23 protein-coding genes and 1 tRNA gene are annotated in these 23351 nt (G+C 44.9%); 18 read left to right on the forward strand and 6 right to left on the reverse strand.

Annotated features, from left to right (window positions below; all coding sequences use genetic code 11):
• The first annotated feature begins 365 nt into the window (after positions 1-365).
• The 7 genes from DXA36_RS27325 to DXA36_RS27355 all read left to right on the forward strand — a co-directional run bounded on the left by DXA36_RS27325 (position 366) and on the right by DXA36_RS27355 (position 5719).
• Positions 366-1160 (forward strand): hypothetical protein, encoded by a 795-nt coding sequence (locus tag DXA36_RS27325; protein ID WP_118682437.1) that lies wholly within the window; start codon positions 366-368, stop codon positions 1158-1160.
• Between the two features lie 84 nt (positions 1161-1244).
• Positions 1245-1853 carry an imidazole glycerol phosphate synthase subunit HisH gene (hisH, locus tag DXA36_RS27330; RefSeq protein ID WP_118682438.1) on the forward strand — a complete coding sequence of 203 codons (609 nt, stop codon included), beginning with the start codon at positions 1245-1247 and terminating at the stop codon, positions 1851-1853.
• Positions 1854-1868: 15 nt separating this feature from the next.
• Entirely contained in the window at positions 1869-2630 is a 762-nt protein-coding gene (gene hisF, locus DXA36_RS27335; protein ID WP_118682439.1) for an imidazole glycerol phosphate synthase subunit HisF, read from the forward strand.
• Between the two features lie 31 nt (positions 2631-2661).
• Complete coding sequence (locus tag DXA36_RS27340; RefSeq protein ID WP_118682440.1) at positions 2662-3339, forward strand: uracil-DNA glycosylase; 678 nt, start codon at positions 2662-2664, stop codon at positions 3337-3339.
• 123 nt (positions 3340-3462) lie between these two features.
• The gene (locus DXA36_RS27345) at positions 3463-4242 is read left to right on the forward strand and encodes a TrmB family transcriptional regulator (RefSeq protein ID WP_243114756.1); all 780 of its coding nucleotides are present in this window, start codon (positions 3463-3465) and stop codon (positions 4240-4242) included.
• Positions 4239-5510, forward strand: coding sequence for a diaminopimelate decarboxylase (locus DXA36_RS27350; RefSeq protein WP_118682441.1), 1272 nt, complete (start codon positions 4239-4241; stop codon positions 5508-5510). The genes DXA36_RS27345 and DXA36_RS27350 overlap by 4 nt, the downstream gene beginning before the upstream one ends.
• Before the next feature lie 126 nt (positions 5511-5636).
• Positions 5637-5719: transfer RNA gene (locus tag DXA36_RS27355), tRNA-Leu, on the forward strand.
• Between the two features lie 162 nt (positions 5720-5881).
• Here DXA36_RS27355 and DXA36_RS27360 read toward each other — a convergent pair.
• From DXA36_RS27360 to DXA36_RS27365, 3 genes are all read right to left on the reverse strand, one after another.
• Positions 5882-6418: a hypothetical protein gene (locus DXA36_RS27360; protein ID WP_118682442.1), complete on the reverse strand. Its 537-nt coding sequence runs from the start codon at positions 6416-6418 to the stop codon at positions 5882-5884.
• Between the two features lie 174 nt (positions 6419-6592).
• Positions 6593-6751, reverse strand: a complete 159-nt coding sequence (locus DXA36_RS33185; RefSeq protein ID WP_182479280.1) for a hypothetical protein — start codon at positions 6749-6751, stop codon at positions 6593-6595.
• A 404-nt stretch (positions 6752-7155) separates the two neighbouring features.
• The gene (locus DXA36_RS27365) at positions 7156-8070 is read right to left on the reverse strand and encodes a LysR family transcriptional regulator (RefSeq protein ID WP_118682443.1); all 915 of its coding nucleotides are present in this window, start codon (positions 8068-8070) and stop codon (positions 7156-7158) included.
• Positions 8071-8185: 115 nt separating this feature from the next.
• Here DXA36_RS27365 and DXA36_RS27370 point away from each other — a divergent pair, with 115 nt between their 5' ends.
• Complete coding sequence (locus DXA36_RS27370) at positions 8186-8794, forward strand: chromate transporter (RefSeq protein ID WP_118682444.1); 609 nt, start codon at positions 8186-8188, stop codon at positions 8792-8794.
• Positions 8782-9375 (forward strand): chromate transporter, encoded by a 594-nt coding sequence (locus DXA36_RS27375; RefSeq protein WP_118682445.1) that lies wholly within the window; start codon positions 8782-8784, stop codon positions 9373-9375. The genes DXA36_RS27370 and DXA36_RS27375 overlap by 13 nt, the downstream gene beginning before the upstream one ends.
• A 1-nt stretch (position 9376) precedes the next feature.
• Here the strand turns inward: DXA36_RS27375 and DXA36_RS27380 are convergent, their stop codons facing one another.
• Positions 9377-10201: a MerR family transcriptional regulator gene (locus tag DXA36_RS27380; RefSeq protein WP_118682446.1), complete on the reverse strand. Its 825-nt coding sequence runs from the start codon at positions 10199-10201 to the stop codon at positions 9377-9379.
• A gap of 152 nt (positions 10202-10353) precedes the next feature.
• Between DXA36_RS27380 and DXA36_RS27385 the strand changes: the two genes are divergently transcribed.
• From DXA36_RS27385 to DXA36_RS27400, 4 genes are all read left to right on the forward strand, one after another.
• A complete protein-coding gene (locus DXA36_RS27385) occupies positions 10354-11679 on the forward strand; it encodes an MATE family efflux transporter (protein ID WP_118682447.1) in 1326 nt (441 codons plus the stop codon).
• A gap of 98 nt (positions 11680-11777) precedes the next feature.
• Positions 11778-12518 (forward strand): ABC transporter ATP-binding protein, encoded by a 741-nt coding sequence (locus DXA36_RS27390; protein ID WP_118682448.1) that lies wholly within the window; start codon positions 11778-11780, stop codon positions 12516-12518.
• Between the two features lie 71 nt (positions 12519-12589).
• Positions 12590-14317, forward strand: a complete 1728-nt coding sequence (locus DXA36_RS27395) for a COG1361 S-layer family protein (RefSeq protein ID WP_118682449.1) — start codon at positions 12590-12592, stop codon at positions 14315-14317.
• A gap of 18 nt (positions 14318-14335) precedes the next feature.
• Positions 14336-15733 carry an ABC transporter permease gene (locus DXA36_RS27400; protein WP_118682450.1) on the forward strand — a complete coding sequence of 466 codons (1398 nt, stop codon included), beginning with the start codon at positions 14336-14338 and terminating at the stop codon, positions 15731-15733.
• A 79-nt stretch (positions 15734-15812) separates the two neighbouring features.
• Here the strand turns inward: DXA36_RS27400 and DXA36_RS27405 are convergent, their stop codons facing one another.
• Positions 15813-16664, reverse strand: coding sequence for an SGNH/GDSL hydrolase family protein (locus tag DXA36_RS27405; protein ID WP_118682451.1), 852 nt, complete (start codon positions 16662-16664; stop codon positions 15813-15815).
• Positions 16665-16752: 88 nt separating this feature from the next.
• Entirely contained in the window at positions 16753-17721 is a 969-nt protein-coding gene (locus tag DXA36_RS27410) for an SGNH/GDSL hydrolase family protein (protein ID WP_118682452.1), read from the reverse strand.
• Positions 17722-18242: 521 nt separating this feature from the next.
• Here DXA36_RS27410 and licT point away from each other — a divergent pair.
• From licT to nagE, 5 genes are all read left to right on the forward strand, one after another.
• Positions 18243-19100, forward strand: coding sequence for a BglG family transcription antiterminator LicT (licT, locus tag DXA36_RS27415; protein WP_118682453.1), 858 nt, complete (start codon positions 18243-18245; stop codon positions 19098-19100).
• 28 nt (positions 19101-19128) lie between these two features.
• Positions 19129-19611 (forward strand): PTS sugar transporter subunit IIA, encoded by a 483-nt coding sequence (locus DXA36_RS27420; protein WP_118682454.1) that lies wholly within the window; start codon positions 19129-19131, stop codon positions 19609-19611.
• An 18-nt stretch (positions 19612-19629) separates the two neighbouring features.
• Positions 19630-21246 carry a phosphoenolpyruvate--protein phosphotransferase gene (ptsP, locus tag DXA36_RS27425; protein WP_118682455.1) on the forward strand — a complete coding sequence of 539 codons (1617 nt, stop codon included), beginning with the start codon at positions 19630-19632 and terminating at the stop codon, positions 21244-21246.
• Between the two features lie 89 nt (positions 21247-21335).
• The gene (locus DXA36_RS27430) at positions 21336-21593 is read left to right on the forward strand and encodes an HPr family phosphocarrier protein (RefSeq protein WP_118682456.1); all 258 of its coding nucleotides are present in this window, start codon (positions 21336-21338) and stop codon (positions 21591-21593) included.
• Between the two features lie 96 nt (positions 21594-21689).
• Positions 21690-23147 carry an N-acetylglucosamine-specific PTS transporter subunit IIBC gene (gene nagE, locus DXA36_RS27435; protein ID WP_118682457.1) on the forward strand — a complete coding sequence of 486 codons (1458 nt, stop codon included), beginning with the start codon at positions 21690-21692 and terminating at the stop codon, positions 23145-23147.
• Positions 23148-23351: the final 204 nt, after the last annotated feature.

Consider the following 23351-nt stretch of genomic DNA (forward strand, 5'->3'; position numbering starts at 1 on the left):
ATGGAGCTGACCAGTACTAATCGGTCGAGGGCTTATCCTGAAGGTAAGAAAGAAGTTTTGGAAAAGATTAGATTCAATGTTCGGTTTTGAGGGTATGGATTTTATTCATTGTTATTTACCTTATCTGAAAACAGATAAGGTTTTTTTGTGTTATGAATCGGAAATAAAGAAAGAGGATTGGGTATGTATCCTTGACAATATACATCCTACAGTATGCATCCTTACGATATACATCCTTACTTGAAGCCCAGCTTTCAATATGGTACTATTAACAGGGTTATGGAACCGGAACGGCTGTTCCTTGATGCCTGCCTGGTGCGGTTCCTGAAAAGATTAACTTACGATTTTATGGAAGAGGAAGAAAAATGACGAATGAATTGCTGGAACAAATCGCGGATTCCCAGATGATTCTTATTGGAATCGGGAAAGAAATGGAAGAAAATTATCAGGGTATGGATGAAGATGATTTTTATAGGCCCCTTCTTGCCCAGGCACAAGACGAGAAAGACAGTGCCGCTATTATCCAGTATCTCAGGTGCCATTATGTGCGCAGGCATCCGAATCAACGCATAAAAGAATCCTATGAGAAACTGTCAGATATTTTAGATGGAAAAAATTATTTCATTGTATCTTTGACAGAAGATGATTATATTTATAATTCAACTATGGAAAAGGACCGTATTGTTACGCCCTGCGGCGGATTCAGAGCCTTACAGTGCAAAGAGGAATGCAGTACAGATCAGGAAGCGCTTGTTACGGATGAACATGTTATTTTACAGGTGCTTGAGAAAATAGATCATTGTGAGGGAACCCTTTCCTCTGTGGATTTTCCGGTCTGTGCGCAGTGTTGCCAAACGCTTTGGTTTAACCGGATAGAAACACCCGGTTACAGGGAAGAAGGGTACCTGCCCCAGTGGGGAAAATACACCGAATGGCTTCAGGGAACTCTCAACAGAAAACTTTGTATAATAGAACTTGGGGCCGGAATGGAATATCCTTCCGTAATCCGGTTCCCATTTGAAAAAGTTGCTTTCTTTAATCAAAAAGCTTCGTTTTTCCGAATCCACGGCAAGCTCCCTTATTTAACTGAAGAATTGGCAGGAAGAGCAACTTCTTTCAAGATTAATCCTGTGGATTTCTTATTAGGTGATGAAAAATAAAGGCTGAAATATTGCAGAGATACCTTAAGTATGCTACACTACGGTAATGGAATAAAGTAAGGTGCTTAAGAAGGGATGAGAAGCATGATAGCAATTATCGATTATGATGCCGGAAATATTAAGAGCGTGGAAAAAGCCCTGCAGGCTTTGGGCGAAGAGGCTGTGATTACAAGGGATAAGAAATGTATTATGGAAGCCGGCAAGGTAATACTTCCCGGTGTAGGAGCCTTTGGGGATGCTATGGAAAAGCTTCGTTCCTTTGGATTGACAGATGTCATTAGGGAAGTTGTGAAAAAGGGAACACCATTCCTTGGAATCTGTCTTGGCCTACAGCTTTTATTTGAACGAAGTGAGGAAAGTGAGGGGGTGGATGGTCTGGGTATTCTTCCGGGAGAAATTCTTCATATTCCGGAGAAGCCAGGAATAAAAATTCCCCATATCGGATGGAATTCTTTATCTTATCCTAATCCGGGGCGTCTTTTTGCAGGAGTGCGGGAGAATTCTTATGTTTATTTTGTCCATTCTTATTATTTGAAGTCGTCAGAACCATCGATAATTACAGCGGAGACTGAATATGGTACCCGCATTCATGCATCGGTGGAAAAGGATAATATTTTTGCCTGTCAGTTCCATCCCGAAAAGAGCTCTTCCGTGGGACTCGCAATATTAAAGAATTTTGTTTCCCTTACATAATAAGGAGATATCACGATGCATACAAAAAGAATAATACCTTGTCTGGACGTACATAACGGAAGAGTGGTAAAAGGGGTAAATTTTGTTAACCTTCAGGATGCCGGTGATCCTGTGGAGATCGGCGAAGCTTATGACAAAGCAGGTGCCGATGAACTTGTTTTTCTAGATATTACAGCTTCCTCCGATAACAGGAATACCGTAGTTGATATGGTACGCAAAGTGGCTGAAAAGGTGTTCATACCATTTACTGTAGGGGGAGGGATCCGGTCGGTAGAAGATTTCAAGGTCCTTCTGCGTGAAGGGGCGGATAAGATATCCATTAATTCTTCCGCTATAAACAGACCCGAACTGATAGCGGAGGCAGCGGATAAGTTTGGGAGCCAGTGTGTGGTGGTAGCTATGGATGCTAAAAGACGCCCGGATGGCAGTGGCTGGAATATTTATAAGAACGGCGGAAGGGTAGATATGGGAATTGACGCTCTTTCCTGGGCGGAAAAGGTAACCCGGCTGGGTGCGGGAGAGATTTTACTTACCAGCATGGACTGTGATGGGACAAAGGCAGGATATGATATTGAATTGACACGGCAAATTGCGGATCTGGTTCCTGTACCGGTGATTGCTTCCGGTGGGGCAGGAACACGGGAACATTTTTATGATGCACTTACAGAAGGAGGTGCACAGGCCGCTCTTGCAGCCTCCCTGTTCCATTACAAGGAGCTGGAAATCCGGGAGGTGAAAGCTTTTCTACGGGCCAGGGGAGTTTCCGTACGCTTATAATAAAAATAACGAAAAGTGGGAGAAACAAAAGATGGGAATGATTCAGAATGACTGGCTGGAGGAAATCAATGAAGAATTCAGAAAGCCATATTATGCGCAGCTGTTCCGTTTTGTACAGAAGGAATACTCCACATATGTGGTGTATCCTCCTGCCGATGAAATTTTTAATGCCTTTCATTTTACACCGTTAAGTAAGGTAAAAGTAGTAATTTTAGGACAGGATCCCTATCATAATGAAAATCAGGCACATGGCCTCAGCTTTTCCGTAAAGCCGGAGCAGAAGGAAATACCGCCTTCTCTGGTGAATATTTATCAGGAACTGCAGGAGGATCTGGGCTGTTATATTCCCAATAACGGTTATTTAAAGAAATGGGCCGATCAGGGTGTGCTTATGCTGAATACCGTATTAACGGTCAGGGCACATCGGGCAAATTCCCATCAGGGACAAGGATGGGAACAGTTTACAGATGCTGTGATTGAAGCGGTAAACCGTCAGGACAGACCGATTGTATATATGCTGTGGGGCAGACCTGCCCAGAGCAAAATTCCTATGCTCACCAATCCAAAGCATTTAATACTAAAGGCTCCGCATCCAAGCCCCTTGTCTGCATTCCGGGGATTTTTTGGATGCAGGCATTTCAGTAAAGCCAATGATTTCTTAAAAAGCAATGGTGTGGATCCTGTTGACTGGCAGATAGAAAATATCTGACAGGCGGGAAGCTCAATACCAATCTTTTGCAGGATAAAAAAGTCTTGTCAGGATTAAAATTCTGATGAGGCTTTTTATCATTTCCGTTTTTACGGCTTGACAAATGATTTAGGAGAGTTTATAGTGTTCCTGTATGAAACTACTAATGGATTTGAGATGAGGCAGCTTATGGATGAGATGAGTTATGTTGAAAAGCTGATGATGTTCGGTCTTACCAGACAGGAGGCATCCATTTACCTGTGTCTGAACAGGAACGGAACACTTACCGGATATGAGGCGGCAAAGCTGACTGGAATTTCACGGTCAAATGTCTATAATGCTTTAGCAGGATTGACAGAAAAAGGTGCCGCTTATTTGATGAAGGGAAGCAGCAGTAAGTATATGGCCGTTTCTGTGGAGGAATTTTGTGATAACAAGCTGCGTATGCTGGAGAGTACCAGGCAGTGGCTGGCAGAAAATATGCCGGCGGCGGACGAACCCAGCGACGGTTACATCACTATTGAGGGAGAGCAGCAGATTCTCGATAAGATGCATCATATGATGGAGCAGGCGGAAAAGCGGATATATCTTTCCGCATCAGGAACCAGACTTGCGGAAATGGAAAAGGACATATTGCAGCTGCTTCAGAAAAAAATAAAGGTGGTACTTCTTACTGATAAAGTTCCGGAACGGCTGAAAACTGCAGTCTGCTATAAAACAGAGGGAAAGGAAAACCAGATCCGTCTTATTTCCGATTCTAAGTATGTCCTGACAGGCGAATTGACGGGGAGCAGCAGGGATATCTGTCTGTATTCCGGCCAAAGGGTATTTGTAGATGCCTTAAAGGAAGCCATGCGGAATGAGATTAAGCTGATAGAACTTACTGGTAAGAAAAAGAAAGCAAAAGGAGACATAAGAGAATGAATAAAATACCTTTCGTGACCAAAGAACAAATAGAGGAAATTGTGAAAACGTATCCCACTCCCTTCCATATATATGACGAAAAAGGAATCCGGGAAAATGCGAGGAAGCTGAAGCAGGCTTTTTCCTGGAATAAAGGTTATAAAGAATTTTTTGCGGTAAAGGCTACTCCTAACCCCTTTTTAATGGACATACTGAGAGAATTCGGCTGCGGCTGTGACTGTTCTTCGCTGACGGAACTGATGCTCAGTGAGGCTATGGGTATCAGCGGGGAAGATATCATGTTTTCTTCCAACGATACCCCTGCTGAAGAATTTGCATATGCGGCAAAGCTGGGAGCGACAATCAATCTGGATGATATCACACATATCTCCTTTCTGGAAGATATTGTGGGAAAGCTTCCTGAGACTATTAGCTGCCGCTATAATCCGGGCGGCGTATTTAAAATAAGCAATAGTATTATGGATAATCCCGGAGATTCCAAGTACGGATTTACCACAGAACAGATGTTTGAAGGCTTCCGTATCCTGATGGAAAAAGGGGTGAAACATTTTGGAATCCATGCTTTTCTGGCAAGCAATACAGTCACCAACGAATATTACCCTGTTCTCGCAAAGGAAATGTTTGAGCTGGCAGTGCGGCTGAAAAAGGAAACAGGGGCGGATATCCGCTTTATTAATCTTTCTGGGGGTATCGGAATCCCTTATCTGCCTGACCAGGAGGAGAATGATATACTGGCAATCGGAGAGGGGGTCAGAGCGGTATATGAAGAGGTTCTGATTCCTGCCGGAATGGGAGACGTGGCTATTTATACGGAGCTGGGCCGGTTTATGATGGCACCTTATGGTCATTTGGTTACCCGGGCCATACATGAAAAGCATACGCATAAGGAATATATCGGCTGCGATGCCTGTGCCGTAAATCTGATGCGGCCTGCAATGTACGGAGCATATCATCACATTACGGTTCTTGGGAAAGAAAAACAGGACTGTGATCACAGGTATGATATTACAGGTTCCCTGTGTGAAAATAATGATAAGTTTGCTATTGACAGAATGCTTCCCGAAGTGGAGATGGGTGACTATCTGGTCATTCATGATACCGGGGCCCATGGTTTTGCCATGGGGTATAATTATAATGGTAAGCTTAAATCTGCCGAGCTTTTGCTGAAGGAAAACGGAGAAGTGCAGTTAATCCGCAGAGCGGAGACCCCTAAGGATTATTTTGCAACATTTGACTGTTTTGAGATATATGATAACTTTCATTTCTAAGTCAGACGGTACGTAACAGTTCAGACGGTACAAAGTTTTTGAAAAAGTAAACGGAAAAAGCTTGTCAGAAACTTCCGGATATGGTATTATTAGTTTCGGCTGAATTGGAAACAAGGAAGCTGGAATGCCGGCGTGTCGGAATGGCAGACGAGGCAGACTCAAAATCTGTTGTGGGCAACCACGTGCGGGTTCAAGTCCCGCCGCCGGCAGTGTGAAACCTCTGAGTTTATCAGGGGTTTTTCTTTTTGTGTTGTATTCCGTGCTGCACTTTTTGGGATTCTATTTGTTACGGACCGGGCAGCTTGTCAGAACATAAAAGAGGGGTGCGATCCCCTCTTCAATAGTTTCATAGGTTGTTTAAACAAACACTTTTACTCATCATATTTATTCAAAACAGAAGAATATATATCACTTATGTTTATGTAAGTGATTTCTTTATTCTCTTTAGAAGTATTGATGTATGCTTGAATTCCGTCTTTGAATTCCATATCTCTTATATTAACATCGTCGTTTTGTTCATATTTATCACCAGTCTGTTTATAATTAATGGTGCTGTCTAAATGCTGCCCATCCATTTCGAACCCATACTTTTCATAATCGGTGCTGCCAAGGCCTAATCCATTAAGCAGTGTAACATCTGAGTCTCCACTAAATTTAATAGATGATAAAAGGCCTTCGGTATAAGCCAGGCTTATAAATCCATAATCATATGTATGAAAAAAGTCATTATATTCATATTCATAATCGCTCATGATGTCTTCTGCTTTTTCACGGCTCATATATAATTCCAATTTTTTTCCTGACGGAAGTTTTACCCCAAACATTTTCTCTGTGGAATTACCGGAGCACGAGCATAAAAGCATTCCTAAAATTATAACAAGCGCATGAGATAGTAATTTCTTTTTCATAGATTTCCCCCTGATAAGTATTTTTTATACAAACATAATAAGGCATTTACAGATAATTTACAACAGAATAATACTAAAAATGAAGTAAGAGACATTCGGAACCGCTCCGGGTGTCCCCAACACCTGGAGCGGTTGTTTCCTTAAAAACTTTACTGACCTTCCAATATTTTCAGCTCAGAATGATTGATCTTCCTCAGAGACTATTTTCTCCAGAACATTGATTAAATCATAAACATTATTAATTTTAACATTTCTTTCTAATATATTATTTTTTAAATCAATGGATAGTGTTTCGAATTTTTCCCGAACTTCCGGGGATACATATGATGCCATGCTATCACCTCTTTTCGATAGTATGTGCAAGTGATAATAAGTTATGTAATAAGTCTGAAAAGAAACGTATGCAGGAATCTTAATTTCAACAGACAAAATCATTTTCATAGTCAAGCTAATCGCCCAGATGTGCAGTGCTCAGTATTGGTGAATCCCCTCCGGCTGCCCGGAGGGGATTGGCTGTATGGAATTAAGTTAGGAAATAGTCCAACAGCCTTTCAGTCAGATACTGAACAAAGACCATTATTACAGATATAAGGATTTCCTCTTTCATGAGCAGACACCTCCCTTCCTGTGTTTGAAGGGTAAGCTCTGCCGGATAGTCAAAACGGTGCTGATTGGCCTCTAAGGACCCTTTAGCATGTAAAAAAACCGGTATGGTTCAAATTTGTAGTATATATCATTTAATTGTCCGGATGCGGCAATAATTCTGACTTGTCCGAATTGCTGCCATTCGTTACCAAAAGGTTCACAAGTTCTGAGAGAGGGGCAGAGAGATATTTATCCCTGTGCATAACCAGAAGCAGTTCATTTACCAGGGAAAGATCTTCGATTTCCAACGATATCAGACTCCCCTTTTCCAAAGCTTTTTTTACCAATATGTCCGGCAATATGGTAATGCCCAGACCGGCCCTGGCAGCTTCTATAAGTGCCGGGGAATTCACGCTTGTCCACAGGGGATAGGCAGTATAGCCATGAAGATAGAGAGCGCTGTCCAGAACATCACGGATAGCGCTTCCTTTTTCCCGGAGAAGAAGCCGTTCTTTGCATAAAGAGGAAAGAGACAGCGGCTGGGAGAGACGGGGATAATCCGGTGCACAGACGGCAAGCAGGGGATAGGAGGAAAAGGGGATACTGCGATAGGGACCATGGGGAGGCAGCCCTTCTATGAGAGCGATATCGGCATACCCGGCCTGCAGCTCTAATATGGCATTTGCGGCACTCACCACATTTACGGTTACGGGGATTTCCGGATGGACGGCTTCGAAGCGCCGGAGTGGACCCGGAAGAAAATAAGAAGCAATGGTTATGCTGGAAACAAGCCGTATGGGGGCGCACCGCTCCAGCTTTTTGATTTTAGCTTCCAGGGCTTTGCAGGAAGCCAGGATGGGGAGAACATCCTGCAGAAGCAGACTTCCGGCTTCCGTCAGCCGGATGGTTTTGGACAGGCGGTCAAAAAGAAGGGTGCCGGCTTCTGTTTCCAATTCCTGTACGGCATGAGATACCGCGGATTGTGTAATGTATAAAAGACGGGCGGCTTTAGTAAAACTTCCGGTTTCTGAAACCGCCTTCAGAATTTCCATATGCCTAATAGTCATGAATGTTATTTCTCCGTTCTCTAATGATGAATAAAAGTAATAGATTTAATTAAAATATATCATTTTACTAATGGATAAGCAAGTTATATAATAAACCGGATGGGAGGATATATTTATGGGCGGAGAGAAAAAAAAGCGGTATTTATGGCTGCTGGGTATTCATATGTTTATCAGTGCCTTTACCTTCGGCGGAGGCTATGTGGTCGTTCCTATGATAAGAAAATATTTTGTGCTGCAGAAAAAGCTGTTTGGGGAGGAAGAACTGGCGGAAATGGCCGCTGTATCACAATCTGCCCCAGGTGCAATTGCCGTAAATCTGGCGGCGGTTACCGGTTACCGTGTGGCTGGAGCAGCCGGAGCACTAATCGGTGCATTTGCATCGGTGCTGCCGCCTTTTCTGATTATGGCGGTGATATCGAACAGCTACCAGGCGTTTATCGCCAATCACGTTATGGCGGCCATCCTGAAGGGGATACAGGCCGGGGCGGCGGTGCTGATTGCAGAGACCGCTGTTGGAATGTGCAGGAATATATGGCGGGAACATAATTTCCTGTTTACATTGATGATACCCGGAATTTTTATTTTCTGTTTTCTTGGAAAGGGGAGTGCGGCATTGGCTCTGCTTGCAGGTTGTATATTGAGTCTGGTACAGGCTTTGTATTTTTTACGCAGACATAAAGAAGATACGGAGGCGGTGAAGGAGGGACGGGAATGGGAATTATAGGAAAGCTGTTCGGCGTATTTCTTCAGATTGGGCTTTTCAGTATAGGAGGAGGCTATGCGGTCATAGGACTGATTCAGGATAAAATTGTAGGCAGATATGGGTGGCTGACTGAAAAAACGTTTGGGGACATCATTACGATTTCACAGATGACGCCAGGCCCTTTGGCTGTGAACGCTTCTACGTTCGCAGGCTTCCAGCTGGCAGGGACAGGGGGAGCTGCTGCCGCCACTGCAGGCTGTGTGGCGGGAGGGATTGTTTTGTCGCTGCTGTTGTATGTTTTTTTCAGGAAAAAGGGCGGATCTTTTTATATGACACAGCTTCTGAAGGGGTTGAAAGCGGCATCTACGGGATTGATTCTTTCTGCGGCCGGTACGATTGTACTGCTTACTTTTTGGGGAAGCTCTGACATCACTCAATTGTCCTGGAGGGAGATAGACGTGTGCAGTGTTGTACTTTTTGTATCGGCCCTTCTGCTTCCGAGGATAGTGGTGCCTCTTGTTACCAAAGGAAAGGGGAAGGGACTTGGTCCTGTTGCCCTGATGCTCCTGACAGGGGCGGCCGGTTTTTTTCTGTATCGGTAGGTCAGCCCGTCTGAATGGATATTTCTATTACATAATTATCTGATTCTCCGGTCGCCAGATAGTTAAGCAATTCATGTTCGTAGGAATTGCCTGTTATCTGAAGGCCGGTTTTTTTGATGTAATCCTTGAGAACGGAATAGGAATGGCAGAGGGTTTCGTAGGATCCCTTATGGTTCAGCATGGCATAGGTCCCTGCAGGTTTAACAAAAAGAAGAGGGTTTTGTATGGGGGCGGAAAGTTTGCTGCAGTAAAAGTCCTCTTCATAGCTGTTGCAGCAAAGGTTCTCTTTTAAAATAATGGAACCTAACGGATACTCCTCCCCCAGCAGGTTGGCTTCCAGATATTCCAGCAGTGCTTTCACCGTTTCGGACTGGTTGCGTTCGTGATCCTCATATTCTTTGGAAAAGGGCATCGCTATGAAATATTCTTCCGGACAAGCCTTGAGAAAGGGAACATTATATTCTGTCTGAAGAGCATGCTTTGTTAATGTGATGGTATTGCGCATCAGGCGGTGGATATGCATCAGCCGTTCTAATTCCGCAGACAAGAGCTTGTCATTTTCTTCCATAAGAGCCAGAAAGGAGGCCGGTTCCCTGGAAGTGATATATTCCCGGATTTCCTTTAACGGTGTGCCGCATTCCTTCAGCATGGCAATGATATCAAATAAATAAAGCTGATTGGCAGAATAATAACGGTAGCCGTTGTCACGGGTAATTTCCGGCTTCAGCAGCCCTATTTCATCATAATAGAAAAGAGTGTCCTTTCGTATGTTACAAAGCCTGGCAAATTCACCTGAGGTGAAAAGCGGTTTCGAATTATTGTTCATGATTCCTCCGCGGCGGCCATACCCTGCGGATGCCCGGAAAAGAAGCAGCGGGGTATAAAAAAGTATTGACTATGGGGTTACTCCATACATTATAGTAGGCTTTTGCGGGGCTTGCAAGCCCTGGTAATGCTAACAGGTCAGGAGGACGGAAAATGAGCCATTCTATTTCACAAAACTTTAAGGGAAGGACGTTATTAAAATTTGCATTCCCTACTATTATCATGATGGTGTTTATGTCCATGTACACCATGGTGGACGGATTTTTTGTGTCCCGGTTTGTGGGAGCGGATGCCCTGTCTGCTATCAATATTGTTTATCCTCTGATCGGGCTGGTCGTAGGTATGGGAATTATGCTGGGGACAGGGGGAAGCGCCGTGATCGCAAGGCAGCTGGGCTTTGGCCAGGCTGAAGAAGCAAGAAAAAATTTCACCCGGATTCTGGTGTTCGGACTGGTTCTCGGTATCCTTTTCACTATAGTAAGTATGGTATTTCTGGAACCTTTCTTGGATCTTTTAGGGGCAAGTGAAAGACTGATGGGTTATTGCAAGGAATATATGATCATTCTGCTCCCTTTTATGGCGCTGCAGATGCTTCAGACAATACTCGGAGTCCTTTTTGTAACTGCAGGAAAACCAAACCTGGGATTAGGGCTTACCATAGGCTCCGGTCTGGCAAACATGGTACTGGATTATATATTTATAGCGGTTTTAGGCTGGGGAATCGGCGGAGCCGCCCTGGCAACGGCGGTAGGGTATGCCATCATGCCTGTCTTTGCTTTTTTCTATTTTTTGAAACCCAGGACCGATCTATACCTGGTTAAGGCATCCTTCCAGAAAGCTGTGTTATGGGAAAGCTGTATGAACGGTTCCTCTGAAATGGTCAGTAATCTTGCCGCCAGCGTAATAACCTGGCTTATGAACCTGCTGATGATGCATTTTGCCGGGGAGGACGGTGTGGCGGCAGTTACGGTGGTTCTGTATACCCAGTTCTTTTTTACTGCTGTTTTCCTGGGCTTTTCCAATGGAGTCGCCCCGGTAATCAGTTACAACTACGGCAGCAGGAATACGAAACAGCTGAAAACCGTATTCCGGATCTGTCTGAAAAGTATGGTGCTGTGCTCCTTTCTGATGACCGGAGCTTCCATGCTGCTGGCAAAGCCTTTGGTAGGGCTGTTCCTTCCTCCGGGGACATCGGCGAATGAGCTGACCTATCAGGGATATTTATTGTATTCAATCAATTATCTTTTTGCCGGGATGAATATTTTTGTATCCTCTTTGTTTACGGCACTGTCCAATGGAAAAATATCGGCGATGATTTCCATGGTACGTACCTTTGGCTTTACCGTTGCCGGAATTCTTCTGTTTTCCTGGCTGTGGGAGATAAACGGGCTTTGGCTGGCAGTTCCGGCGGCAGAATGCGCCACACTGATCCTGGCAATGTACCAGGTAAAAAAATACAAAACTGTTTATGAATATTAAAAAAATCTTAAATAGGAAAAGCTATAAGAGTATGATATAATGTCGAAGGAAGAGTTGCAAAAATGCAGGATTTTTGTATGGCAGATTGAGAGGGATTCATGGGAACGGATACGAAGCCTGTAATTCAGGTTAAGAATTTATATAAGGTATACCGGGTGGGCGACAGCCATGTACGTGCGCTTGACGGTGTGAACCTGGAAATATACAAGGGGGAGTTCTGTTCTATAGTAGGTACCTCCGGTTCCGGTAAATCCACCCTTCTGAATATGCTGGCGGGGCTGGAGAAACCTACCAAGGGTGAAATTATCATAGCAGGAGAACATATGGAGAATAAGACGGAAAACCAGCTGGTTAAATTCCGCAGAGAACATATCGGCTTTATTTTCCAGTCTTTTAATCTGATGGGAACCATGAATGCGGTGGAAAATGTGGCTTTGCCCCTCACCTTTCAGGGAGTGGATAAGGATATCCGTATGAAGAAGGCGTCCAGGGTTCTGGATATGGTGGGTCTGAAGGAGCACAAGAAGCATAAGCCGACGCAGATGTCCGGCGGGCAGCAGCAGCGGGTGGGAGTGGCAAGGGCCCTGGTAGTGAATCCGGAAATCATTTTTGCTGACGAACCTACCGGCAACCTGGATTCCAATACCTCAAAGGAGGTAATGGAGCTGATGCAGAAGGTGGTCAGGGAGCAGAAGCAGACACTTGTCATGGTTACTCATGACAACTATCTGGCCAGTTTTGCCGACCGTATTTTTCATATCATTGACGGCAAGATCGTTAAGATAGAAGATAGGCGTAACCAAGCAGACAGGTCTGCGCATTTACTGTCCAGGCCGTAAAAAGCAGTGGAAACAGGCAGCCGGCGGGCAGACAATACAAGAGAACGTATAAAAGTACAGAGGGGAAGAAAATGAACGCAGGAAAAAAATTCATCATCAGCATCAGTGTAACATGTGCTTGCATAGCGCTGCTTACGGCAGTGCCGTTTCAGGGAAATGTAGGCCGGGTAGCCGCCTCGGCAACCAGCGGCAATACAATTGACCGTTCCTCACCCAATGTAATAACCGACGACGACAGGGCGGATGCCGATGCCCAGCTGAAGGCGCATGTGGACAGCATCCTGAAAAGAACACATCCGGATGAGTATACGCTTCAGAAGCTGAACGATACCTTTTACAGCGCGGTATATTATATTGCGAATACGGAGATGAGCGTCAGTGAACTTTGGGCGTATGTAAGCGAAATGAAGGCTAAGCTGGATGCGGTGGTGCCCGATACATCGGTAACCAAACCTACAACGGAATTCCTCCAGGTGGGAAATAACTGGGAAACGCCGTCGGTGAGCTACGGTCAGCAGGTATCCATTGTTCTGCCTATTATAAATCTGGGTAGTGAGAATCTTACGGATCTGGTGGTAAAGCCGGTTGTTTCCAATGATGTTAAGGTATGGCCCTTTGAACCGGATACGACAGGTTACGTGCAGTCTTTTGCGGAGATACCGGGCAATCCCTTCGGCGGAAATTATGAAGCGGGAATGTTTGCCAGAAGAGAGCTGACCTATAATTTTACGGTAAGGGACGATGTTATGACCGGTTATTATCCGCTTACGTTTGAAATCTGGTATACGAAGGCGGGCGTGAGGTGTGAAGAGCCGGTATCCATTTCGGTTTATGTATATACCCAGGGCAAACCGGGGGCCGGCCATATCGGCGGAGATGACGGTGCGGTGGAATCCAAACCCCGTATTATTGTAACCGGTTTTGAAACAAATCCCAAGGAAATATATGCCGGCGATACTTTTATGGTAACTATCCATGTAAAGAATACCTCCAGGGATAAAGCGGTTAATAATGTATTGTTTGATATGCAGGCGGTGGAAAGCGGAACGGAGGCCAACACCACCTATGCCGTATTTCTTCCCACATCAGGCTCCAGTTCCGTTTATACGGATTCCATTGCTCCGGGCAGTGAGTTCGACATTAACATAGAAATGACGGCAAAGACGGATCTTACCCAGAAGCCGTATGTTATTACTGTGAAAATGAAATATGATTCGGGAAAGGATATCGACCTGACAGATGAAGCCAAGGTATCCGTTCCTGTGCTTCAGGAAGCGAAATATGATACCAGCGACATTGAGGCTATGCCTTCCAGCATTTCCGTAGGCAATCAGTCTAATGTTATGTTCAGCATTTACAATACAGGTAAGACCACGTTTTATAATCTTCAGGTAAAATATGAGGGGGCTTCCATTGAAGGCGGAGACACCTTCCTGGGAACGCTTAAGCCGGGAGAAACCGGGAGCGTTGATTCTATGATCACCGCCATTGCACCCAACACAGACGATGGGACGATTAAAGTGAATATCTCCTTCGAAAATGAATCAGGGGAAGTGGTGAGCTTTGAAAGGAATTTTGTGCTGGATGTGTATGAGGAGGTTTATACCGATCCCATGATGCCGGAGGAACTTCCCCAGGAAGACCAGGGGGGCATTAATCTCGTACTGGTTTTAGGCATTGCTGCTGCTGTGACAGCTGTGGCAGCCGTGATAATCATCGCGGTAATCAGAAAAAAGAAAAAGAAAGCGGCAGCTCTGAAGCTGGAAGAAGAACTGCTGGAAACGGACAATGAAGAATAACCAGGGGCAGGAGCGGATATGAAATTTTTGGATTTGCTGCGGTTAAGCAGCAGCAGCCTGTGGAAAAGAAAAGTGCGTACCCTGCTTACGGTACTGGGAGTAACCATCGGCGTGGCATCCATTGTAGTGATGGTTTCTCTGGGCCTTGGACTGAATAAATCCTCCATGGAGGAAATGGAATCCTATGGCAGCCTTACTGCAATAACCGTCAACCTTTCCGGAGGTGGTGGGTATTCCTACTCTTCCTCCGGCGCCATGATGGTGCAAAGCTCTTCTTCAGGTAAGGAAGAAGAGGAAAAGCGTCTTGACGATGAACTGGTGGAAAACCTGAAGGCGATTCCTCATGTGAATCTGGTTTCTCCGGTCCTGAGTGTGGATGTTATAGCCAGAAGCGGGATTTATGAAGGTAATTTCAGGGTACAGGGAATGACGCCCGAAGCCTTTGAAGCGATGAAACTCCCTCTGGGCGAAGGAACTTTTCCTCAGAAAGATGCGGAAAAACTCGAATTTTTTTACGGGAACATGGTTCTGCAGAGCTTCTCCAATTCCAGGACCGGAAGCTATCCTTACTATGAGAAGGGGGAACTGCCGGACGTTGACTTGCTGAAAGATCCTATTTTTATTATTTTTGACACGAACGCCTATTATAATAATAAATACGGGGACGGCAGTTCCTCTGCCGCAAAGTCTCCTCCTCCCAAGAAGTATCTGATCGACACCTGCGGCATGATAGAAGGCGGGCCGGAGGACTGGAGCAGGTACAGCTATGATGTATATTGTGATATAGATGCGCTGAAAACGGAATTGAAACGTATCTTTAAAAATAAGGCGATACCGGGTCAGCCCACCACCAAGACTGGCAAACCATATAAAGAGATCTATTACAGTTCCCTTTATGTGGATGTGGATGATATGGAAAATGTGGCTGAGGTACAGAGTGCAATTAATGCCATGGGATATCAGGCTTCCAGCAATGCGGAATGGGTGCAGGCCATGCAGACCCAATATGGATATGTGCAGCTGGTTCTGGGCGGCATCGGTGCGGTGTCTCTTCTGGTAGCTGCCATAGGGATAACCAATACGATGATGATGTCTATTTATGAGCGGACAAAAGAAATCGGTATTATGAAGGTATTGGGCTGTGATCTGAGAAATATTCAAATGATGTTTTTAATGGAAGCGGGTTTTATCGGATTTATAGGAGGCATTGTGGGACTGGTATTCAGTTTTGCCATATCAATCCTCATTAACCAGATAGTGGCTTCTATGGGCAATATGATGACACTTTCCTATATTCCTCCCTGGCTTGCTCTTTTATCCCTGGTATTCGCCATTCTGGTAGGAATGGTTGCGGGATTTTTCCCGTCCCTGAGAGCCATGAGGCTGAGTCCTCTGGCAGCAATAAGAAACGAATAAAAAAGGCCTCCGGTTTTCCGGAGGTCCTTTTTATGTGTGCCCGCTGGGTACAGGTTTCAATCCGTACGTTTTGACGGGATCAGGAGTTCATTAAAGCAGCAGTAACACAATTGGCAAATAACTGTGCACCGGGAAGGTTCGGATGTACACCATCGCTGGTAAAAACAGATAAATTCTCATAAGTAATACCGCAGTTATACACATCGATGACAGACGCGCCGTATGCGGTGGCAATCGCCCGTATTTGCTTATTAAAATCCTTGATGGTATTACCATTTCTGTTTACCGGATTATTGGTGCCTGGGGCCCTCAGCCCGGGGTCTCTCGCAAAAAGGGTACAGCAGTATACAGACGCATTGGGATAAAGGCTCTTTATTTTCAGCAGCATTAATTCGTAAGCACTGCTGAAGGTGGTCTGCATTCCTTCTGTCTGAATGGAAGGAGATTGGAAGGAACCAAGAGGAATATCCCTGGCAAAATCATTGACGCCCATATATATGATAATAACATCCGGTGAAGTGCCGTCAGCTCCTTTTAAATCCATAATACGGCGGAAGCTGCAGCCTGGCGCAGAACCGTCTGCGGCAACAGAATTTCCTGTGACATTGGTATTGGCTGAAGAAGCATTACTGCATAAACGCATGCCGGTGGCATTCAGTACCTGATACCACCAGGTCCCTTCCACCATAGGAATACCGCTGTTTCCGGGATAATAAATATTATAATCAACAGGTATGTAATCATTGAAGGTAGATATGCTGTCGCCCAGGATAGAAAGGCTCAGTCCGGTATATTTCGTAGGAACATTGGAAGATTCCACTGTTTTCAGCGGAGTAGTTGCGGCTTGGGCGGTAATGCCGCTGCACAGCGGATAAGAAAACATCAGTGTAGCCGCCAGGGTCAGGGCTGTGAACTTTACTCCTTTTTTCATAAAATAAAAACTCCTTTTCTCATTTGTTATCCAATAAAAAAGGTAGCACAGAGAAAAGGAGTTTGTCAAGTTATGTCTGCTTTAGAAGTTAATATAAAAGGAAGTTGGTAATATATTCCGCAATAAGCCGGGCGCCTTCAGCGTTTGGGTGGACCCCGTCGATGGTATACTGCGGGAGATTATCATAGGTAATGCCGCAGTTATGAACATCAATTACCGTATAATTGTAGGCGGAGGCGATTGTGGCAATTTCTGCATTAAAATCGGCTATTGTATTACCGTTTTCGTTGGTGGCAGGGAACTGCTCGGGGTTATCATCCACATCCCCTGCACTTGTTTCCAAAAGCGTGCAGAAATAGATCTGCGTATTGGGAAAGGTTGCCGCCAGCTTTTGCAGCATCAGTTCATATGCATCGCAGAAATTATTGATTTCTCCTTCCTGCTGTGCTTCCGGTGTTGTGAAATTACCCAGTTCGACACTTCTGAGAAAGTCATTTACGCCCATAAAAACAATAAGAAGATCGGGAGCCGGGCCATTATCTCCGGGAGTTAAATCATTGATGCGTTTAAAACTGCATCCGGGAGCGCTGCCTGTGGTATCGGAAGAATCTCCCGAAATGGTAGTATTGGAAGATGACGCATTGGCATTCAGTTCCATCCCTGTGGCAGAGATAACCTGAAACCACCATGTTTTTTCTACGGTTGAAATATCTCCGTAATTAGGATAAAAGATATTATAGTCTGTCGGTATATATCCATCAAAAGTGGAAATGCTGTCCCCAAGAATAGAGAGCTTCAGGCCGGTAAGATTACGGGCTTCCTTTGGTTCGGAGGCTTCTTCAGATGATGGGGCTTGACTTTCCTGCAAGGATGCGGAATTATCGGATACGGTACCGATTTCGGAGAAAGTTTCCGGAGGCGTATTCTCTTCCGGGGATTCCGGAGAAGAAGGCTTGCCGCAGCAGACAAAGAAAATGCTGAAAACAGCTACGCATAAAAACAGCAGACATAACACACCTATGCCGATAAGATGACCGGATGATTTTCTTTTTTTCATGAGAACTCCTACCTGATTATTTTAGTATAAGTCTATGCCTGTTATTATAACATGATTCATAATGAATAGGCGGAAAAATTTTCTTAAGATTATTTCTCTGCTGCGTGAAAGTGATAGCATACAAAAGTAAAGGATTGGATACTTTATATAGAACCAGAGAAATAGAAATTGCCGGAAAAGATATGAATTGGATAATATGCATAAAAACAAGACTCTGAATCTGTGAAAATAACACGAATTTGCCTGTATGCCCTTGACATTGATTGTCAAGTTTGATATGCTCAATGCAGTTGAGGGAACAAGATAAATAGGGAGTGGGTTGTTACTGTCAGGCAGGCAAAACCAGATTTTATAAGTTAGTCGCAGCAGGTACATTGTGTACAGGTTGGTGAGGTTAACTTATAAGATTTGGTTTTTTTTATTAGCAAATTACATTCCGGATGGTATTTTGGGAATGCTAACAGCATAAGAGAAACCTGAACCCAGAATTATACTGTAAATCTCCATAGCAGAGGACAGGTATGATAATCGGAAAAATAATTAATAATAACGTAGTATCCTCCTGGGATGAGGAGGGTAAGGAAATAATTATCATGGGCCGCGGCCTTGGCTTTCAGAAAAAAGCGGGGCAGGAGGTGGCGGAGGACGGCATAGAAAAAATATTCCGCCTGGAAAGCAAGGATGTACGGGAACGTTTCAAAGACTTGCTTGCCAGCATGCCGTTAGAATATATTCAGGTATCTGCGGATATTATTTCCTATGCAAGAAAAAATCTGAATACCAAGCTCAGCCAGAATGTGTATTTAACGCTTACCGATCATATCGGATTTGCTATAGAACGCTTTAAAGACGGAATGGATTTTTCCAATGCCCTTTACCGTGAAATCAAACGGTTTTATCCCCAGGAGTTCGGAATTGGGATGCATGCGCTCTGTCTGATTGAAGAACGAACAGGGATCCGCCTTCCTGATGATGAAGCGGCTTCCATAGCCATTCATCTGGTGGATGCTGAATTTGATATCAAGGTCAGGGATACATGGGCTATGACCAATATGATTCAGGATATGATGCAGATTCTTGAGGGGAGCCTGAACCTTCCGCCGGAGGATTCCCTTTACAGGGACAGACTGGCGTCCAATCTGAAATTCCTTGCTCACCGTATGCTTCTCCTGCCTCCTGTGGAAGGCAGGGAGGATGAAGTGTTCCGGGATTTTGTAAGGAATCATTGCAGCAGGGAGTATGGACTGGCGGAGAAGGTGAAAATGCATGTTAAGGAGAAGTACGGCTGTGAAATGACCGGGGAAGAACAGATTTATCTGGCCCTGCAGCTGAAACAGGCCGGCAGTTTTACAGATATCATACAGAATAATAGAAAATAATCAGTCAAAAAAGAAGGGATGGAAGAAGATGGGATTGTTTGATGTTTTTAAGAAAAAAGGAATTATACTCGGGGCACCGCTGGAAGGGGAATGCGTTTCCCTCAAGCAGGTGAATGACCCTACATTCAGTGAAGAGATACTTGGTAAAGGAATTGCGATTGTGCCTGCCGACGGAAAGGTTTACGCTCCTGCCAACGGAGAAATAAGCACGGTATTCCCCACGGGCCATGCGCTGGGTCTTACCACGGAGGACGGTGTGGAGGTCCTGATTCATATCGGGCTGGATACGGTTAAGCTGAACGGACAGCATTTTACCATCCGCGCAAACGCCGGTGATAAAGTGAGAAAAGGGGATTTGCTGATAGAAGCGGATATCGAACAGATTAAGGCTGCCGGCTACGATGTTATTACCCCTATGATTATCTGCAATACAACGGATTTTGCCTCTGTTGAGGGAAAGACCGGAAAAACGGTAAAACCCGGCGATGATTGTCTGGAAATAACCAAGTAAAATCTGGGAGGAATAACCATGATTAAATGTTCCGGGAAAAGTGTATTAAAAGGAATTGCCATAGGAAGAATATATCTGTACAAAAAACAGGAATATGTCCTCAAGCAGGAAACGGTTGAAAATCCGGAAGCGGAAGCGGAGAGGCTGGAAAAGGCAAGGGTAACTGCCGGAAGCCAGCTGGAAGAGCTTTACCAGAAGGCTCTTGTGGAAGCCGGAGAAGAACAGGCCATGATCTTTGACGTGCATAAGATGATGCTGGAAGACGAGGATTATCTGGATTCCATACGCGGCATGATCCGGGATGAAAAAATGAATGCGGAGTATGCCGTAAGCCTTACGGGTGATAATTTCGCCGGCGTTTTTGCAAGCATGGATGATGAATATATGAAAGCCCGTTCGGCAGATGTGCTGGATATCTCCAAACGTTTAATCCGGATACTGGCAGGTGTCGGAGAAGAAGGAATGGTATCCGAGGAACCGGTAATACTGCTGGCGGATGACCTCTCGCCCAGCGAAACGGTGCAGATGGATAAGAGCAAAATACTTGCTATTGTAACCAAGCACGGGTCTACGAATTCCCATACGGCAATACTGGCCCGTTCCATGAATATTCCCGCACTGGTACAGACGGATGTAGCGCTTCTGGAAGAATATAATGGGGCAAAAGCTGTTGTGGATGGGTTCGGCGGCACCATTATCATCAATCCGGAGGAAGATGTTCTGGAAAGAATGATACAGAAAAAGATGGAATACGAAAAAGAGCGTACGGCTCTTCAGGAACTTAAGGGCAAGGATAACGTAACTTCTGACGGCCGCAGAATTAATTTATATGCCAATATCGGAAATGTTTCGGATGTGGATAAGGTACTGGAATCGGATGCCGGCGGAATCGGTCTTTTCCGGAGCGAATTCATCTATCTGGGACGGGAAGATTATCCCACGGAGGAAGAACAGTTTCTTATATATAAGGAAGTTCTTTCCAGAATGGAAGGGAAAAAGGTAATAATCCGTACCCTGGACATAGGGGCCGATAAGCAGGTGGATTATTTTAAACTTCCCCGGGAAGAGAATCCTGCAATGGGATTTCGGGCGATACGTATCTGCCTGGAAAGACCGGAAGTTTTTAAAACGCAGCTGCGGGCTATATACAGGGCTTCTGCCTTCGGTACTGCCGCGATAATGTTCCCCATGATTATTTCCGTAGGGGAAATCAGGAAAATAAAGAAGATTGTGGAAGAGGTTAAAAGCGAGCTTACCAAAGAAGGGATCAGCTTCAACCGTGTGGAGCTGGGAATTATGGTGGAGACACCGGCGGCGGCGGTTATCAGTGATGAACTGGCAAAGGAAGTGGAATTTTTCAGTATCGGTACGAATGATCTGACTCAGTATACACTGGCTATTGACAGGCAGAACCAGAATCTGGACGATTTCTATGATTCCCACCATGAAGCGGTCCTCAGATTGATTCGAATGACAGTGGAAAATGGCCATAAGGCAGGAATTTGGGTGGGAATCTGCGGTGAGCTTGGCAGTGATACCACACTTACCAAGAAGTTTGTGGATATGGGCGTGGATGAGTTGTCTGTGTCTCCCACCTATGTACTGAGTGTGAGAAAAGCGGTAAGAGACTTATAAGCCAAAGCTGTATAGTAAGGTATCTGCCATGGCCCGCGTGCAGCGGACGTGGTTAAGATAGATAATATTAGGAAGGGAGAGAGATTGACATGAAAGAATTCAAGTATACAATTACGGATGAACTGGGGATCCATGCAAGACCCGCCGGCCTTCTGGTAAAGAAAGCGGCAGAATTTGCAAGCACGGTTACCGTGGATAACGGAACCAAGAAGGGGGACGCAAAGAAAATTATGTCCCTGATGATGATGGCCGTAAAACAGGGCCAGACGGTTACATTCACTATAGAAGGACCGGATGAAGATGCGGCAGCGGAAGCGCTGGAAGCTTTCATGAAGGAAAATCTGTAAACCAAGTAGTATTCTGAAGGAAGGAGAATTCCTTTTGAATAAAGAAAATGTTCTGTAGCTAGGGCGGAACAGAAAAAGAAGGGGGCATTTTTAATTATGATGAAGTATTTGCAAAGATTAGGTAAATCCTTAATGCTGCCGGTTGCTTGTCTGCCGGTCTGCGGTATCCTGATGGGCGTTGGATACATTTTGGCACCTGCCGCAATGGCAGGAGAGGTTGCCGGCTTTACTGCGGGCGGTGTTGCCTATACTATCGGTTTGTTCCTGATTAAAGCCGGTGGTGCTCTGATTGATAACATGGCATGGCTTTTTGCCATTGGAGTTGGTGTCGGTATGTCTGATGACAATGACGGCACGGCAGGCCTGGCAGGTCTGGTATCTTTCCTGATGATAACCACACTGCTCAGCTCCGGAACCGTTGCTGGTCTGACCGGCGCGGACGCTAATCCCGCATTCGGGAAAATCAACAACCAGTTTATCGGTATCCTGGCCGGTTTAATTGGTGCTACATGCTACAACAAATTTAAAGGAACCAAGCTTCCCGACGCGCTTTCTTTCTTCAGCGGCAAACGTGCGGTTGCAATTGTAACAGCAATGTTTTCTATCGTTGCTTCCGCAATCCTGTTCTTTGTATGGCCTCTGCTTTACACAGGACTGGTTAAACTGGGAGAAAGCTTCCTGGGAATGGGCGCTGTTGGTGCCGGTATTTACGCATTCTTCAACCGTCTGCTGATTCCTTTCGGCCTGCATCATGCGCTGAACTCCGTATTCTGGTTCGACGTTGCAGGAATTAACGACCTCGGAAACTTCTGGGGGAATACAGGTGTTTACGGACAGACTGGTATGTACATGACAGGATTCTTCCCGTTCATGATGTTCGGTCTTCCCGCTGCCTGTCTGGCAATGTACCACACAGCAAAATCCAATAAGAAGAAAATCGTTTACGGTCTGCTTGCATCCGCAGCATTCTGTTCCTTCTTCACCGGTGTAACAGAGCCTATTGAATTCTCATTCATGTTCCTGGCTCCCGGACTGTATCTTGTTCATGCATTATTAGCAGGTATTACAGCTGGTATTACCGTAGCACTCCCCATCAGAGCAGGTTTCTCCTTCTCCGGTGGTGCTATCGACCTTGTACTCAGCTCCTTTACACCTTTGGCTGAGAATCCCTGGCTGGTAATACCGATTGGTATTGTGGTAGGTATCATTTATTATATTGTTTTCCGTTTTGTTATCACCAAATTTAACCTTAAGACACCTGGCCGTGAAGATGATGATCTGGAAGCCGAAAAGAGCGTGGTTCTGTCCAATAACGACTTTACAGCGGTTGCCAAGGTAGTTCTGGAAGGTATCGGAGGCAAAGATAACGTAAAATCGCTGGATAACTGTATTACTAGACTTCGTTTCGAAATTAAAGACTACACCAAGGTTGATGAGAAGAAGATCAAATCAGCAGGTGTCGCAGGTATTATCAGACCCAGCAAGACATCCGTTCAGGTAATCGTAGGGACCAAGGTTCAGTTTGTAGCGGATGAAATGAAGAAAATGCTTTAATAAAAAGCAATTCGGAACCCAAAATTTCCTGCCTAGCACAGTCGGAAGCTCCGTTACAGGAGCTTCCGAATTTGGTTATAAAGCTTTTCGGACAAATATGATTAAAAAAAGACCAGATTGTACATAGAACAGTCTGGAGCCTGGTTGTATAATGGTTTATAATATAAGAGAAATGTATATACTAAATTCATGAGAAGGAGCAGT

Source organism: Eisenbergiella sp. OF01-20 (assembly GCF_003478085.1).
Lineage (GTDB): Bacteria > Bacillota > Clostridia > Lachnospirales > Lachnospiraceae > Eisenbergiella.